This window comes from Enterobacter sp. D2, assembly GCF_034427575.1.
GTDB lineage: Bacteria > Pseudomonadota > Gammaproteobacteria > Enterobacterales > Enterobacteriaceae > Enterobacter > Enterobacter cloacae_M.
Window position 1 is genome coordinate 21,357 of record NZ_JAXQPP010000007.1, and the last position, 14,232, is coordinate 35,588.

At 56.8% G+C, this 14,232-nt stretch carries 16 protein-coding genes; 8 read left to right on the forward strand and 8 right to left on the reverse strand.

Annotation, left to right across the window (positions count from 1 at the left end):
- Positions 1 to 3 precede the first annotated feature (3 nt).
- The 4 genes from SPG90_RS20280 to yihU are packed head-to-tail and all read right to left on the reverse strand — an operon-like array spanning position 4 to position 5,084.
- Positions 4 to 2,028, reverse strand: a complete 2,025-nt coding sequence (locus SPG90_RS20280) for an alpha-glucosidase (RefSeq protein WP_045404226.1) — start codon at positions 2,026 to 2,028, stop codon at positions 4 to 6.
- Between the two features lie 16 nt (positions 2,029 to 2,044).
- Complete coding sequence (gene yihS / locus SPG90_RS20285; RefSeq protein ID WP_023617638.1) at positions 2,045 to 3,286, reverse strand: sulfoquinovose isomerase; 1,242 nt, start codon at positions 3,284 to 3,286, stop codon at positions 2,045 to 2,047.
- 14 nt (positions 3,287 to 3,300) lie between these two features.
- Entirely contained in the window at positions 3,301 to 4,176 is an 876-nt protein-coding gene (yihT, locus tag SPG90_RS20290; protein ID WP_045404227.1) for a sulfofructosephosphate aldolase, read from the reverse strand.
- Positions 4,177 to 4,193: 17 nt separating this feature from the next.
- Complete coding sequence (gene yihU / locus SPG90_RS20295; protein ID WP_045404228.1) at positions 4,194 to 5,084, reverse strand: sulfolactaldehyde 3-reductase; 891 nt, start codon at positions 5,082 to 5,084, stop codon at positions 4,194 to 4,196.
- 155 nt (positions 5,085 to 5,239) lie between these two features.
- Between yihU and SPG90_RS20300 the strand changes: the two genes are divergently transcribed.
- From SPG90_RS20300 to fabY, 6 genes are all read left to right on the forward strand, one after another.
- Positions 5,240 to 6,136: a sugar kinase gene (locus tag SPG90_RS20300; protein WP_047174111.1), complete on the forward strand. Its 897-nt coding sequence runs from the start codon at positions 5,240 to 5,242 to the stop codon at positions 6,134 to 6,136.
- 34 nt (positions 6,137 to 6,170) lie between these two features.
- On the forward strand, positions 6,171 to 6,971 hold the full coding sequence (locus SPG90_RS20305) for a DeoR/GlpR family DNA-binding transcription regulator (RefSeq protein WP_047174093.1): 801 nt from the start codon (positions 6,171 to 6,173) through the stop codon (positions 6,969 to 6,971).
- A 120-nt stretch (positions 6,972 to 7,091) separates the two neighbouring features.
- The gene (yihX, locus tag SPG90_RS20310; RefSeq protein ID WP_047174094.1) at positions 7,092 to 7,691 is read left to right on the forward strand and encodes a glucose-1-phosphatase; all 600 of its coding nucleotides are present in this window, start codon (positions 7,092 to 7,094) and stop codon (positions 7,689 to 7,691) included.
- Positions 7,685 to 8,566 carry a virulence factor BrkB family protein gene (locus SPG90_RS20315; protein WP_023309756.1) on the forward strand — a complete coding sequence of 294 codons (882 nt, stop codon included), beginning with the start codon at positions 7,685 to 7,687 and terminating at the stop codon, positions 8,564 to 8,566. The genes yihX and SPG90_RS20315 overlap by 7 nt, the downstream gene beginning before the upstream one ends.
- Positions 8,563 to 9,000: a D-aminoacyl-tRNA deacylase gene (dtd, locus tag SPG90_RS20320; protein WP_008501836.1), complete on the forward strand. Its 438-nt coding sequence runs from the start codon at positions 8,563 to 8,565 to the stop codon at positions 8,998 to 9,000. The genes SPG90_RS20315 and dtd overlap by 4 nt, the downstream gene beginning before the upstream one ends.
- 44 nt (positions 9,001 to 9,044) lie before the next feature.
- Positions 9,045 to 9,986: a fatty acid biosynthesis protein FabY gene (gene fabY / locus SPG90_RS20325; protein ID WP_023309755.1), complete on the forward strand. Its 942-nt coding sequence runs from the start codon at positions 9,045 to 9,047 to the stop codon at positions 9,984 to 9,986.
- Positions 9,987 to 9,994: 8 nt separating this feature from the next.
- Here fabY and SPG90_RS20330 read toward each other — a convergent pair whose 3' ends face one another.
- Positions 9,995 to 10,915, reverse strand: a complete 921-nt coding sequence (locus tag SPG90_RS20330; RefSeq protein ID WP_126304472.1) for an alpha/beta hydrolase — start codon at positions 10,913 to 10,915, stop codon at positions 9,995 to 9,997.
- 199 nt (positions 10,916 to 11,114) lie between these two features.
- Between SPG90_RS20330 and SPG90_RS20335 the strand changes: the two genes are divergently transcribed.
- Positions 11,115 to 11,357: a ribbon-helix-helix protein, CopG family gene (locus tag SPG90_RS20335; RefSeq protein WP_023309753.1), complete on the forward strand. Its 243-nt coding sequence runs from the start codon at positions 11,115 to 11,117 to the stop codon at positions 11,355 to 11,357.
- Positions 11,358 to 11,359: 2 nt separating this feature from the next.
- Complete coding sequence (locus SPG90_RS20340; RefSeq protein WP_080298642.1) at positions 11,360 to 11,731, forward strand: type II toxin-antitoxin system VapC family toxin; 372 nt, start codon at positions 11,360 to 11,362, stop codon at positions 11,729 to 11,731.
- 39 nt (positions 11,732 to 11,770) lie between these two features.
- On the opposite strand, the gene fdhE is transcribed toward SPG90_RS20340, so the two are convergent.
- The 3 genes from fdhE to fdxH are packed head-to-tail and all read right to left on the reverse strand — an operon-like array spanning position 11,771 to position 14,231.
- A complete protein-coding gene (gene fdhE, locus SPG90_RS20345; protein WP_023309751.1) occupies positions 11,771 to 12,700 on the reverse strand; it encodes a formate dehydrogenase accessory protein FdhE in 930 nt (309 codons plus the stop codon).
- Entirely contained in the window at positions 12,697 to 13,332 is a 636-nt protein-coding gene (gene fdoI / locus SPG90_RS20350; protein ID WP_023309750.1) for a formate dehydrogenase cytochrome b556 subunit, read from the reverse strand. Before fdoI ends, fdhE begins: the two co-directional genes overlap by 4 nt.
- Entirely contained in the window at positions 13,329 to 14,231 is a 903-nt protein-coding gene (gene fdxH, locus SPG90_RS20355) for a formate dehydrogenase subunit beta (protein ID WP_008501831.1), read from the reverse strand. Before fdxH ends, fdoI begins: the two co-directional genes overlap by 4 nt.
- Position 14,232: the final 1 nt, after the last annotated feature.

Consider the following 14,232-nt stretch of genomic DNA (forward strand, 5'->3'; position numbering starts at 1 on the left):
TTATCAGATATGACGTAAGGTGCTAAACAGATCTGCCCATTCGCTGTGCTGGCGGTAGAAGACCGGCGGCTTGCCGAGGGGGGCATCAACGGTCACGTCACCGCCCTGGCAGGTTTCCCCGGTCCACGCATTCACCCAGCTGTCCTGCGGCAGATAGAGCGACCAGTCGCGGCGACCCTCTTCATGAACAGGCGCCACCAGCAGGTCGCGGCCAAACAGGTACTGGTATTTCAGCGTGTAGGCGCGCGCGTCGTCCTCGTAGTGCAGGAACAGCGGACGCATCACCGGCAGGCCGCTTTTCGCGTTCTGCGCGACCGCGGCTTTGATGTACGGCTTCAGGGTGGTGAAGACGGAGGTCATGCGCGCGAAGTGCGCGATGGTTTCCGCGTCGCCGTCAAACTGCCAGTTGTCGCCGGGGCGGTTACCCTCATGGGTACGCATCATTGGCGTAAAGGCGCTGAAGTCGCACCACCGCAGCAGCAGCTCTTTGCTGCGTTTCATCTCGAACAGCGTGGTATAGCCGCCGATGTCGCTGTGGTGCAGGCCGTGACCGGTCATCGCCAGAGAAAGCGCGGCGGGCACCACCGATGCCAGACCGTCGTCAAGGCTCCAGTCGACGTTCTGATCCCCCGCCCACATCATCACCGAGTACTTCTGGCTGCCGGTGTAGCCCGCGCGCATGAAGAACAGGACCTCCCCGAGCTTGCCGGTTTCCTGAAGCGCTTCGTAATTACATTTAGCCCACAGGGCAGGCCAGGCGTTATGCATGATTTCTGCGCTGACGCCGTTGTGCAGGAAGGTATTGGTCGGCAGATATTCCCCGAAATCGGCCATCCAGCCGCCGCAGCCCAGCGCGATCAGGTTCTTTTTGATGACCTCTTTGTACCAGTCGTAGGCTGCCGGGTTGGTCAGGTCGATAACGCCCGCGTAGAACTCGCCGAACTCGACGTGGTAGTCCTTGCCGTCGGCGTTTTTGGTCAGATAGCCGCGCGTTGCCGCCTCTTCGCAGAGATCTTTATCGCTGGCGACGTACGGGTTGATATAGGAGAGGAACTGCACGCCTTCCTGTTTCCACTTCGCAATCCGCGTATCAAGCTGTGGATAAAGCTCACTGTTCCACTTCCAGTTCCACATCACGCGTTTTCCAAAGGAGGTCATGCGGATGCCGGACCAGTCCTGCGCCCAGATGCCGTTCACCTTCACGCCACCTTTGCGCATGATATCGAGCTTTTGCTGACACACCTCGGTGCCGCCCTGAATGCCCAGCGTCACGCCGTCGTAAACCCAGTCCGGTAGTTCAGGCTGACGCCCCAGCAGGCCGGTGAGCTTTTCCAGAAGATCGACGTAGGTTTCAGCACATTCGAAGCGCAGCGTGGCGTTATCTTCCCAGAACGCCAGCTCGTGGAAGTCCGGCGCGCTGAAGTCGAAGTTCATGTAGCAGCTGTTGTCCACGTGGCAGTAGTATTTCTGGGTGCTCACGAAGGTGGGCTGCGGGAAGAAGGTCCAGTAGTAGTCGCCGCCCGCATTCTCTTTGCAGTCGGCCTGCCAGGTCACGTAGGTCTGCTTGTTGCGACCCACGCCCTGCTCGCTGGTCCACAGCGGGAACGGCTTGCCGCGCAGATCGAAATACGAGAACTGCTCGCCGCAGCCGTAGATATGATCTTCCGGCTGCGCCGCCAGCCGCAACCAGATGCGGTTATGGCCGGGAGCATCGTTTTTAAGCTTCAGCTCAAGACGGCCATCCGCATCGACGCCCACCAGCAGCGTCGCGCTTACCGCATCGCCGCGGGTAAAGCGGATCGCCCAGCCCGCGCTTTGCTGCGTGACGGTCGCGTCCGTCAGGGCAATCTTTTCGTTGAGCTTGTCTTTGATGCTGAAGTTGCCGCGAAACATCTCGATATCCGCCTCGCCTGCGCCAATCCACAGGCAAGGGACATCCGCGGTGTGGGATAAAATCAGACGGTCCTGCCAGCGCAGGGTAAAGCCACTTTCGTTATTTTTCAGATCAATATTGTGTAGGGTACGCATAAACACTCCGTCTTTATTATTTGGCCAGGCTGTCCAGCAGACCAGCGGCTACGGCAGGCGCTAAGCCCGGTGCCAGCGGCAGGCGAGGGATCACCAGGCAGTGCAGCAGATGGTAAATATCCTGCTTGCCGTCCCAGACTTTGGTGGTCACTTCGTTATTGGTGTCCAGCTCCTGCCACCAGGAACCGTTTTCGTAATCCATCAGATACTTGATGCAGTAATCCCACCACTTCTGATACCAGGCCTCGTACTGCGCCTCGCCGGTCACGGTATAGAGGGCATAGGCCGTGCCCATCGCCTCGACGATTGGCCAGCGCACGCGTTCGCGCACGATAGGCTTGCCGTCCCAGCCCACGGAGTAGACAAATCCATCGGCTCCGTCGGGTGCCCAGGCGTCGCGGATGGTGGCGTGGAACAGGCCTTTTGCATCTTCCAGCAGCCATTCCGGCGGGGTTTCAAAGCGCGCTTCCAGCGCGGCGCGCAGGTGCAGCATCAGGCGGCCCCACTCAATCCAGTGCCCCGGCGTGCCGCCGTAGGCGCGGAAACGGTGGGCGGGGTTATCAATGTTGTAGTCGCGAATCGGATTCCAGCTGGTGTCGAAATGTTCGTTAACGCGGTACTCACCTTTTCGCGCCACGTCATGAATAATCACCGACGCGATGCGGAGGGCGCGGTCGAGCCATTTGCGGTCGTGGGTCACGTCATAAACAATCAGGAAGGCTTCTACGGCGTGCATGTTGGCGTTACCGCCACGGTAATCTTCCGTTTTGCTGAACGCTTCATCCCATGACTCCAGGCACATCTGCTCCTGTTCGCTCCAGAAGTAACGCTCAATCACCTCGATAGCATCGTCCAGCAGCCTGCGCGCCTGCGGATGGCCGGTGGTGACGGCGCTTGCCGCACCCAGCAGGACGAAGAAGTGCTGATAGCCCTGCTTGGAAGCGTCAATGACGCCCTCATCGTTAACGCAGGCGTACCAGCCGCCGTGCTGCTTGTCGCGCAGCGGGCCATTCAGGGCATTAATACCGTGCTCAACCAGCGCATACGCACCGGGACGCCCCATGTTCGCTGCCACCGCGTAAACGTGCAGCATACGAGCAGTGATCCACAGATGCGTACCCATATCGCTGCGTACCTGGCCGTTATTGCCCAGCCAGCCAAAACCGGTCGGTACGGCGGCGTTTTTACCGAAATCGAGAATGCGGTCGGTCTCTTGTTCGAGCCAGCGGTTGTGGCTCAGGGTGTTAAACCATTTCATGTTCGGGTCCTTTCTCAGCGGCGAGTCATCATTTCGTCGACGATCTCACCCAGACGCTGCAGTTTTGGTACTGCAATATCGCGGAGCATCAGCTCGGTGTCCGGCAGGCCAATCACCGATGACCAGACGGCGCGACCGGCTAAAAAGCCCGATGCACCCGCCTGCATCGCCACGTTCACGGCGCGCGGGAATAATTTATCGTCCACGCCGGAAGAGAGGATCACCCACGGCATGGCTATGTTCTCGTTCAGCTTCTGCGAGGCCGCCAGCAGCGCCTGCTGCGTGCCTTTTCCAAACAGCGGCATCTCCACTTTGTAGAGGTCGGCGCCGCTGTCGCCCAGCTCTTTGGCCGCGTCGATAATCGCCTGCTCGCGGTCAAACGCGGCGCCGCGACGCGGCGGACGTACAACCGGCTCGATAATGCTCAGTAGCCCGTTGTCGTGGCACAGCGTGTTGAACGCCTTCACCATCTCCAGACGCTGCTGCGGGTCTTCATCGCTGCGCCACAGCACCAGCAGCTTTAGCGCCTTGCCGCCATCGCGTTTGATCGCCTGTGCGTCGATGTTTTTGTCGATTACCACGCTGTCAACCGGAATACCATTCCCCGGAATAAACTCGTCGGCCGCCACAATCATCGCGCAGCTTTTGGCCACGGCCTGCTGCTCCACAATCTGGCGATAGCAGAACTGCTGGTCGACGAGAATGGCAGAGGCGTACGGCGACAGAATTTTCGCTGCGTTGACCTTAAAATCCGTCAGGTGCTGGTCGGTTACCGGCACCGGCGCGCCTGCGGCGGCAAACATCAGGCGCATCGCTTCGCGCTGATCCACGGCCAGCATCGCAAAACCGCCGGAAGGTCGGGTGATATCTTTCAGGGTGTACATCGTCATTCCTCAGTCCTTTCGTATCAGTGTTTTTTTTTCAGCCCGGCAGATGCGCGAACCTGTTCAAGAATGGCCGTCCAGTCTTCGCGCCCGCGCCCGGCGGCGCGTGCCTGGTTGTAAACTTCGCGGGAAGCCGCGCCCAGCGGCATCGGAACGTGGAGCTGGTTGGCCACGTCCAGGGCGATCCCCAGATCTTTATGCGCAAGGTCGATCATGAAGGCGGGCGAAAGATCGCCTTTCAGCACTTTGTTCGGCCAGGATGTCGTGAAGTGACCTTTACCCGCAGGCGTGCCGCTCATCACCTTGAGCGCCACGTCAAAGGAGAGGCCGAGCGCTTCGCACAGTACGGCTGCCTCTGCCGACAGGGCGTTCAGGGCGATGCTCATGTAGTTATTGATAAGCTTCACGCGAATGCCCATGCCCGGCCCGCCAGCGTTAATCAGCTCATTGCCCATCGCCATTAATACGGGGGTGGCTCGCTCAACCTGCTGCGCTGTGCCGCCAGCCAGCAGGAGCAGCGTGCCGGCGATGGCATGGTCAGAGGTGCGTCCGACGGGTGCGTCCATCAGGCTGAAGCCGCGATCAGACATGTCGCGGATCAGCGCGTCGGTTTGCAGCGGATGAATGGTGGACATATCAATCACCAGCGCGTCGCGGGATAACCCCTCGCATACGCCGTGCTCGCCGAACAGAACGCTGCGCACCAGGTCGCCGTTTGGCAGCATGGTAATCACGAATTCGGCATCCGTTGCGGCCTGCGCTGGCGTTGCCGCCGCCCGCGCGCCGTTCTCTACCAGCGCCTGAACCGCCTGTGGGTTCACGTCAAAAACGTTAAGCTGATGGCCTTGCTTAAGCAGATTCTTCGCCATTGGCGCGCCCATCTGCCCTAAACCGATAAATGCGATTGCTGACATGCCTCTCTCCTGTCACATCGTGTCAATTTTTGCACGTTTTCGTTGTCTGTTTTTGATCGTATTTGTAATTTATGGTCAAAAAATTGACATGGGTCACTTTTTAAACATTTGATGAAATTAAAATGAAAGCATCAGAAATCGCAGAAGGAATCACCATGACTCGCATCGTTTGTGTCGGCATTACCGTGCTGGATCGCATCTGGTATCTCGATGATTTACCAAAAGAAGGTGGGAAATATGTCGCTAAGGACTATACGGAAGTGGGCGGCGGCCCGGCGGCAACGGCGGCAGTGGCGGCGGCGAAACTGGGCGCGGAAGTGGATTTTATTGGCAGGGTGGGGGACGACGATACCGGAAGGCGGCTGCTCACGGAGCTGGAATCCCTGGGGGTAAATACCCGCTTTACGCGCGTGTTTAAGGGGGCCCGCTCGTCACAGTCGGCGGTGCTGGTGGACGGCAGCGGGGAGCGCGTTATCGCGAACTATCCCAGCCCCGACCTCCCTGCTGAGGCAGGATGGCTGCGTGAAATCGACTTCTCGCAATGGGATATCGTATTAGCTGACGTGCGCTGGCACGACGGGGCAAAGCAGGCGTTTACCCTCGCCCGTCAGCAGGGTGTGCCGACACTGCTTGATGCGGATGTCACCCCGCAGGACATCGCGGAGCTGGTTGCCTTAAGCGATCACGCGGCCTTCTCCGCGCCGGGGCTGCGGCGCTTAACGCAGCGGGATGAAACTGAAGACGCGCTGAGAAAAGCACAAACGCTCACAAATGGACATGTGTATGTCACCCAGGGACGAGACGGCTGCTTCTGGCTGGAAAATGGCGCGTTGTGTCATCAGTCTGGCTATGAAGTGGACGTTGTAGATACCACGGGTGCGGGTGATGTTTTCCACGGTGCGCTGGCGGTTAGTCTGGGACAGAGGGCGTCTGTTGCCGAGGCCGTGCGTTTTGCCAGCGCCGTTGCAGCATTGAAATGCACAAAACCTGGCGGACGGGCAGGGATACCCGACTGTGATCAAACCCGCTCTTTTTTGTCACTTTTTGTATAAAATGCGGGGCGAGATGGTTTTCAGAGGACAGCCCATGAGTCTTACCGAACTGACCGGCAACCCGCGTCACGATCAGCTTCTGACGCTGATTGCCGATCGCGGCTATATGAACATTGATGAACTGGCGCAACTGCTGGATGTTTCCACGCAAACGGTGCGCCGGGATATCCGCAAGCTCAGCGAGCAGGGGCTGATCACGCGTCATCATGGCGGGGCGGGCAGAGCCTCCAGCGTGGTGAACACGGCGTTCGAGCAGCGCGAAGTCTCGCTTACCGAAGAGAAGCGGGCGATTGCCGAAGCCATTGCGGACTATATTCCCGATGGCTCCACCATCTTCATCACCATCGGCACGACCGTGGAGCACGTTGCCCGGGCGCTGCTAAACCATAACCACCTGCGCATCATCACCAACAGTCTGCGGGTGGCGCATATTCTGTATAAGAATCCGCGCTTTGAAGTGATGGTGCCGGGCGGCACGCTGCGTCCGCATAACGGCGGCATTATCGGCCCGGCGGCCACGGCGTTCGTATCGGGATTCCGTGCGGATTACCTGGTCACCAGCGTCGGGGCGATCGAACACGACGGTGCGATGATGGAATTTGACGTGAACGAAGCCAGCGTGGTGAAAACCATGATCGCCCACTCCCGCCACATTTTACTCGCTGTCGATCATACGAAATATCAAGCGTCTGCGGCGGTTGAAATTGGCAACGTGGCCCAGGCGACGGCGCTCTTCACCGACGAACTGCCCGGCTCGGCGCTGCAAAATCATCTCAAATCCAGCAAAGTTGAAATAGTGGAAGTGATTTCAAACGACGAACAGCAGGCAGGTTAACGCTTCTCCTGGCCCGACATTCACGTTCGGGCCATTCCTTTCTTTAAGCTGAATCTCACGCATAGCCAAACCTTATCTTTCCCGCTACAGTTACTTTTCCACGGCGAGCAGGAGATAACCATGCTTTATATCTTTGATTTAGGAAACGTAATCGTCGATATCGATTTTAATCGCGTGCTGGGTGCGTGGAGCGACTTTAGCCGTGTTCCGCTGGCGACACTGAAGCAGAATTTCGCGATGGGCGAGACCTTCCATCAGCATGAACGCGGCGAGATCGGTGATGAAGAATTCGCTGAACGTTTCTGCCAGGAGATGGGGCTTTCGTTAAGCTATGAACAGTTTTCCCACGGCTGGCAGGCGGTATTTGTGGCGGTTCGCTCTGAGGTGATCGACATCATGCACAAACTGCGCGAGCAGGGCCATCGGGTCGTTGTGTTGTCCAATACCAACCGTCTGCACACCACGTTCTGGCCTGAGGAATACCCTGAAGTTAAGGGGGCGGCCGACAAGATCTATCTTTCGCAGGAGATGGGTATGCGTAAGCCTGAAGCGCGAATTTATCAGGCTGTTCTGCAGTCAGAGGGATTCACCGCGGCCGATGCGGTCTTTTTCGACGACAACGCCGATAATATAGAGGGCGCTAACCAGTTAGGTATAACGTCAATTCTGGTGACCGGAAAAGAGACGATACCAAACTACTTTGCGAAGCAGCTATGCTAAAAACCGTTCATCAAAAAGCCACGCATCATACTCGCCCGCTGAGGGCATGGCTGAAACTGCTCTGGCACCGTATTGATGAGGACAACATGACCACGCTGGCGGGCAACCTCGCCTACGTGTCGTTGCTCTCATTAGTGCCGCTGGTGGCGGTCATTTTTGCCCTGTTTTCGGCCTTTCCGATGTTTGCGGACGTCAGCCTGCAGCTTCGCCATTTTGTCTTCGCGAATTTTATTCCGGCAACCGGGGATGTCATCCAGAACTACATTGAGCAGTTCGTTGCCAACTCCAATAAGATGACGGCAGTGGGGGCATGCGGTCTTATCGTTACCGCGCTGCTGCTGATGTACGCCATCGATAACGCGCTGAACACGATCTGGCGGAGTAAAAAAGCGCGGCCAAAGGTCTATTCCTTTGCCGTGTACTGGATGATTCTCACACTGGGACCGCTGCTGGCTGGGGCGAGCCTGGCGATCAGTTCGTATCTGCTTTCCCTACGGTGGGCGAGTGATTTAAACGGTGTGATCGATAATGTGCTTCGCATCTTTCCGCTGATCCTGTCGTGGCTCTCGTTCTGGCTGCTCTATAGCGTCGTGCCGACCACGCGCGTGCCTAACCGAGATGCGGTTTTGGGGGCGCTGGTGGCGGCGTTGCTTTTTGAGCTCGGTAAAAAAGGGTTTGCCCTCTACATCACCATGTTTCCGTCCTATCAGCTGATTTACGGCGTGCTGGCGGTGATCCCCATTTTGTTTGTCTGGGTCTACTGGACCTGGTGTATCGTCTTGCTTGGTGCTGAAATAACTGTCACTCTCGGTGTATACCGCGAACTTAAAAAAGCAGCAGAAGCTGAAAAACAATTAGAAGCAGACCAACCATGATTGCATTGATACAGCGCGTAACCCGTGCCAGCGTCACCGTGGAGGGAGAGGTGACGGGTGAAATTGGCCCAGGACTTTTGGTGTTGTTAGGTGTCGAAAAGGATGATGACGAACAAAAAGCCAACCGCTTGTGTGAGCGCGTGCTGGGCTACCGTATTTTCAGCGATGCGGAAGGCAAGATGAACCTGAACGTCCAGCAGGCGGGCGGCAGCGTGCTGGTGGTTTCCCAGTTTACGCTGGCAGCGGATACCGAGCGCGGCATGCGCCCGAGCTTCTCTAAAGGCGCCGCGCCGGATCGTGCGGAAGCACTTTACGAGTACTTTGTTGAGCGTTGTCGTCAGCAGGAAATGAATACGCAAACCGGACGATTCGCTGCAGATATGCAGGTTTCGCTGGTGAACGATGGCCCCGTCACATTCTGGCTCCAGGTATGAGCCAACTGGCGGCGTGGCCGCGGGTAACAAGAGAGAGTACAGCTATGTATCACCTTCGAGTACCGCAAACGGAAGAAGAGTTAGACGCTTATTACCAGTTCCGCTGGGAAATGCTGCGCAAGCCACTGCATCAGCCAAAAGGATCTGAACGAGACGCCTGGGATGCGATGGCCCACCATCAGATGGTGATGGACGAAGAGGGTAACCTCGTCGCCGTCGGGCGCTTGTATATCAACGCCGATAACGAAGCGTCGATTCGCTTTATGGCGGTTCATCCCTCCGTTCAGGACAAAGGTCTGGGAACGCTAATGGCGATGACCCTTGAGTCCGTCGCCCGTCAGGAAGGCGTTAAGCGCGTCACCTGTAGCGCCCGCGAAGATGCCGTAGAATTCTTCGCCAAGCTCGGTTTTGTGAATCAGGGGGAAATCACAACCCCGCAAACCACGCCGATTCGTCATTTTTTGATGATCAAACCCATCGCCACGCTGGATGATATTCTTCATCGCGCCGACTGGTGCGGGCAGCTGCAGCAGGCCTGGTATCAGCACATTCCGCTCAGCGAAAAAATGGGCGTGCGCATTCAGCAGTACACCGGACAAAAATTTATTACCACCATGCCGGAAACCGGCAATCAGAACCCGCACCACACCCTGTTTGCCGGAAGTCTGTTTTCCCTCGCGACGCTCACCGGGTGGGGTCTCATCTGGCTGATGCTTCGCGAGCGTCATCTGGGCGGAACCATCATTCTCGCCGATGCACACATTCGCTATAGCGCACCGATAAGCGGCAAGCCGAGCGCCGTGGCCGATCTGGGGTCACTGGGTGGCGATCTCGACCGCCTGGCACGCGGCCGCAAAGCCCGCGTACAAATGCAGGTTGAACTGTTTGGCGATAAAACACCAGGGGCGGTGTTTGAAGGCACCTACATTGTTCTTCCAGCGAAGCCCTTCGGTGCGTATGAAGAGGGTGGGAACGAGGAGGAGTAATCTTCTGTTCACGTTATCCGGGCGTGCTGAATCCGCCCGGCGATATCCCGCATTAGGTCTCGCGCTGACTGGCTGACGCCGCCAAGCTGAAAGAAGCCATGGATGACGCCCAGCCAGCGCTGAGCAGTACATTTCACACCCTGCTCAGTCAGATGCTGATACAACATTTCTCCCTCATCGCACAGCGGATCGTACTCTGCGGTAATGATGTGCACTGGCGGAAGTCCGTAATAATCATCGCGCCACAGCGGGCTGGTTTCCGGATGCTGGCGGTCAGTCTCTGCGAGATACATTTCATACCCGCTGAGCAGGGTATCGCGGGTGATAATATAATCCGTGCCATTAAGGGCATAGCTTTCAAAGCTGGCCGTGGCGTCGAGCATGGGATAGATAAGAATAAGCTGTACAGGTTGCCACAGCCCTTTAACCTTAAGCCTCAGCGCCGTTACCAGCGCCAGATGCCCTCCTGCACTGTCTCCACAGAGGGTGAGCCGATTCTTATCCACGCCTAATTTGTCCGCATACTGCCAGACCAGATCTGCACCTCTTTCAGCATCGTCATGTGCGGCGGGGAAGGTATGCTCCGGCGCTAACCTGTACTGAACGGCGATCACCCGACAATTGCCGTAGGAGGCTAACTGGCGGAGTTGGTTGTCATGGGTATCAAAGCCGCCGCTGATAAAGCATCCGCCGTGATAGTAGATGGCAGCAGGCAATATTTCAGGGGCATTAAGAGGTGAAAATACTCGAATGGTAAGGCCCTCAAGCACTAGCGTCTCCACCTGAACGCGCGTTTCTATCTTCCCGGCAAGCCCCGCGCTGGCAATGTACCCTGCTCGTCGTACCTCAATGGTCTGTCGACGTGACGAAGGCCGGCCTGCAGCGATAAATCCCTGAACCAGCTGCGCAATACCCTGTTCCAGTGCCATGAAAATTCCCTTTAACTGTATGGATATACAGCTTTATAGCCTGGTTTAATTCAAAAGAAAATAAGAAAATTGTCGAGTACTAAAAATCTGGAAAGCGCTTCGCAAATAGCAGGAAAACTATAGCTACGTGCTTTAACCCTTCTGAATAAAAGCGTATGTTGCCTTAAAAATAGACAATGGTGATATACTAAGGTGATATATGAGTCTTTCCGCGGATCTTGATATGGGCAGAATTCTGATCGATTTGTCTGATGACGTAATTCAACGACTGGATAATCTGAAGCAGCTGCGTAACCGGCCTCGTGCCGAATTGCTTCGGGAAGCCATTGAGCAATATCTCGACCAGCAGAGTTCATCGGTTATCCGCGATGCGCTTGGCTTGTGGGGAAACCAGCAGGAAGATGGGCTTGAGTATGAACGCAAGCTGCGTGAGGAGTGGTAATTATGGAGCACATGGCGGTGTTCGATACCAATATACTCATTGATCTATTTAATAATCGCGTTGAGGCTGCGGATGCAATTGATCGCACAGCTTCGCATCGAGCAATTAGCCTGATCACATGGATGGAAGTCATGGTGGGTGCCCGCAAACATGGTCACGAAGCGAAAACTGCGACAGTGATGGGCGTATTTGAGATTATTGATATCACCCGAGATATCGCTGAAAGAAGTGTAATTCTGCGCGAGAAGCATGGAATGAAACTGCCTGATGCTATCATTCTGGCCACAGCTCAGAGCAGAAATTGTCCGTTGATTTCTCGAAACACGAAAGACTTTTCGGGCATTACTGGAGTCGTTTCACCTTACCAACTATAGGCCGGGCAAGCTCGCGCCGCCCGGCACTGTCAGAGGAAATTACTCCCCTTCACCCGGGAACAGGAACGGGTTGATCGAGCTGCGGGCAAAGCCCTCCTGCTCCATCTTCGCATCCAGAATCAGCGAGGCGAGATCGTCGGCCACGGCTTCGACTTTCGGGTCTTTTTCCTGATACAGAATCTTCAGGTAAGTGCCGCAGTCGCCGCAGCTTTCGGCTTTCACCGCCGCTTCTTCATTTTCCAGCGACCAGTAATTCAGATCGCGGGTCTGCTCGCAGTTGCTGCACTTGATGCGCACCACGTGCCACTCGGTTTCACACAGGTTGCAGTGCAGGTAGCGCAGCCCCTGAGTCGTGCCGATTTGCACCATGCTCGATACCGGCATGGAGCCGCAGACCGGGCAGAACTGGCGCGCCTCGCCGTATTCGGCGCGGGCTTTACCGGGGATCAGGCTTGCCATTTGCGCCCAGTAGAGCGACAGCGCAGCCCAGATAAACGGCGCTTTATCGCTGCTGACCAGAGCGAAGTCGGAGGCAAACAGCGCGCTCGCCATCTCTTCCAGCTCCAGGTCAGAGGCTTTTTCCAGATTCTCGATGACAGCCAGCGCGGTACCGCTCATCTCCGGCTTCAGCTCGGCAATGAGCGAATGCAGCAGCTTTTGCCAGTGCTTGTCGCGCGGCAGGACGTGAATGTCCAGCGGCGGCTTGCCCTGCGCGTTGGCTTCTTTGATGCGCGCGGTCAGGTCCATTTGCAGCGGGTGGTCGTACAGCACCACTTCCTGCGCATGGGCAACCAGCGCGGCAAAGCGCAGAAAATCGCCCAGCGGGTTGTTCTCTGCCAGCTCGCGCAGACGCTCTGCGCGGCGGTTGTAGAGGTTCTTGAGTCTGGGGAATAACAACGGCGGAATATAATCCGCCGTGCGTTTCTCGCTCGACCCCAGCTCATCTTGCGGGATTATGCGAATACTCATTCAGATGACTTTTCCTGTTTCTGGCGGACTTCACGGTACCAGCGCGGGTGATGTTTCTTCGCCCACGTACTGGTTACCCATCCTTCCACCATCGCGGTAATGGTGCCTTTCACCCAAAGGGCGGCGTAGATATGCACCATGATAACCACAATTAACGCCACTGCGGCAAATGAATGCAGCATCAGCGCGAATCGGATCACCGGGATTGAGAAAGCAGGCGCAAAGTACGGACGCCAGATGATCACGCCGCTCACCAGCAACAGGACCAGGAAGATAATCGCCGCCCAGAATACGCATTTCTGGCCGAAGTTATAACGCCCGGTATCACCCACTTCCTCGTTGACGACGATCTTACGAATATTCTTCGCCCAAAAGATATCATCCCGATTGATTAGGTTATGGTGCCAGTAGCGGAAAAACATAATGATGAACGACGCGAACATGATGACGCCCACAAACGGGTGCAGAATACGCGCCAGCTGTGGCGTACCCAGTACCTGCATCAGCCAGTTGAAGGACGGGAAGAAGAACCCCAGCCCGCTTATCGCCGCCAGCATGAAGCAGAAGGCGGTGACCCAGTGGTTGATGCGTTCCGGCGCGGTGTAGCGCACGATGGTGTCACGTTTTCTCATTTGCGCACCTCGTCTTTCTCTTCATGCAGGTTGTCGTCTTCCTCTTCCGCGCGGTTCGGACCAACGCCGACGTAGTGGAAGATGCTCGCTGCGAAGGTGGCAGCAAAACCGACCGCTGCCAGCGGTTTCCAGATGCCTTTCCAGAACTTCACGGTGGCGCTAATTTCCGGGTTCTCCGGCAGGCCGTGATACAGGTTCGGCTTGTCGGCGTGGTGCAGCACGTACATTACGTGCGTACCGCCAACTCCGGCCGGATCGTACAGGCCCGCGTTGTCGTAACCACGGGTTTTCAGCTCGCCTACGCGCTCTGCCGCCAGCGTTTTCATATCCTCTTTAGAACCAAAGTGGATCGCGCCGGTTGGGCAGGTCTTCACGCATGCAGGCTCCTGGCCGACGGTGACGCGGTCAACGCACAGGGTGCATTTGTAAACGCGGTTGTCTTCCGGGTTCAGGCGCGGTACGTCGAATGGGCAGCCGGCGATGCAGTAGCCGCAGCCGATGCACTGTTCAGACTGGAAGTCGACGATGCCGTTGGCATACTGAATGATAGCCCCTTCTGACGGACATGCCTTCAGGCAGCCCGGATCCGCACAGTGCATACAGCCGTCTTTGCGGATAAGCCATTCCAGCTTGTCGTTCTGCTCCACTTCCGAGAAACGCATCACCGTCCAGGACTTGGCGGTCAGGTCCGCCGGGTTGTCGTACACCCCGACGTTGTGACCCACTTCGTCACGCAGATCGTTCCACTCAGAGCAGGCCACCTGACAGGCTTTACAGCCGATACAGGTGGTCACGTCGATAAGCTTCGCCACTTCCTGCTGGTGGTCCCTCGCCTGAGGCGCGGGCGTGAAACCGTTAGTCGCGGAACGACGGATAATGTCTTGAGATTGATAAGCCATA

Bases quoted from the DNA above. Each gene is read 5' to 3' on its own strand.
- SPG90_RS20335 (WP_023309753.1), top strand. From the start codon at position 11,115: ATGAGTCTTTCCGCGGATCTTGATATGGGCAGAATTCTGATCGATTTG.
- SPG90_RS20300 (WP_047174111.1), top strand. From the start codon at position 5,240: ATGACTCGCATCGTTTGTGTCGGCATTACCGTGCTGGATCGCATCTGG.
- yihX (WP_047174094.1), top strand. From the start codon at position 7,092: ATGCTTTATATCTTTGATTTAGGAAACGTAATCGTCGATATCGATTTT.
- SPG90_RS20305 (WP_047174093.1), top strand. From the start codon at position 6,171: ATGAGTCTTACCGAACTGACCGGCAACCCGCGTCACGATCAGCTTCTG.
- SPG90_RS20340 (WP_080298642.1), top strand. From the start codon at position 11,360: ATGGAGCACATGGCGGTGTTCGATACCAATATACTCATTGATCTATTT.
- yihT (WP_045404227.1), bottom strand. From the start codon at position 4,176: ATGACGATGTACACCCTGAAAGATATCACCCGACCTTCCGGCGGTTTT.
- fdoI (WP_023309750.1), bottom strand. From the start codon at position 13,332: ATGAGAAAACGTGACACCATCGTGCGCTACACCGCGCCGGAACGCATC.
- fabY (WP_023309755.1), top strand. From the start codon at position 9,045: ATGTATCACCTTCGAGTACCGCAAACGGAAGAAGAGTTAGACGCTTAT.
- SPG90_RS20315 (WP_023309756.1), top strand. From the start codon at position 7,685: ATGCTAAAAACCGTTCATCAAAAAGCCACGCATCATACTCGCCCGCTG.
- dtd (WP_008501836.1), top strand. From the start codon at position 8,563: ATGATTGCATTGATACAGCGCGTAACCCGTGCCAGCGTCACCGTGGAG.
- SPG90_RS20280 (WP_045404226.1), bottom strand. From the start codon at position 2,028: ATGCGTACCCTACACAATATTGATCTGAAAAATAACGAAAGTGGCTTT.
- yihS (WP_023617638.1), bottom strand. From the start codon at position 3,286: ATGAAATGGTTTAACACCCTGAGCCACAACCGCTGGCTCGAACAAGAG.
- fdhE (WP_023309751.1), bottom strand. From the start codon at position 12,700: ATGAGTATTCGCATAATCCCGCAAGATGAGCTGGGGTCGAGCGAGAAA.
- fdxH (WP_008501831.1), bottom strand. From the start codon at position 14,231: ATGGCTTATCAATCTCAAGACATTATCCGTCGTTCCGCGACTAACGGT.
- yihU (WP_045404228.1), bottom strand. From the start codon at position 5,084: ATGTCAGCAATCGCATTTATCGGTTTAGGGCAGATGGGCGCGCCAATG.
- SPG90_RS20330 (WP_126304472.1), bottom strand. From the start codon at position 10,915: ATGGCACTGGAACAGGGTATTGCGCAGCTGGTTCAGGGATTTATCGCT.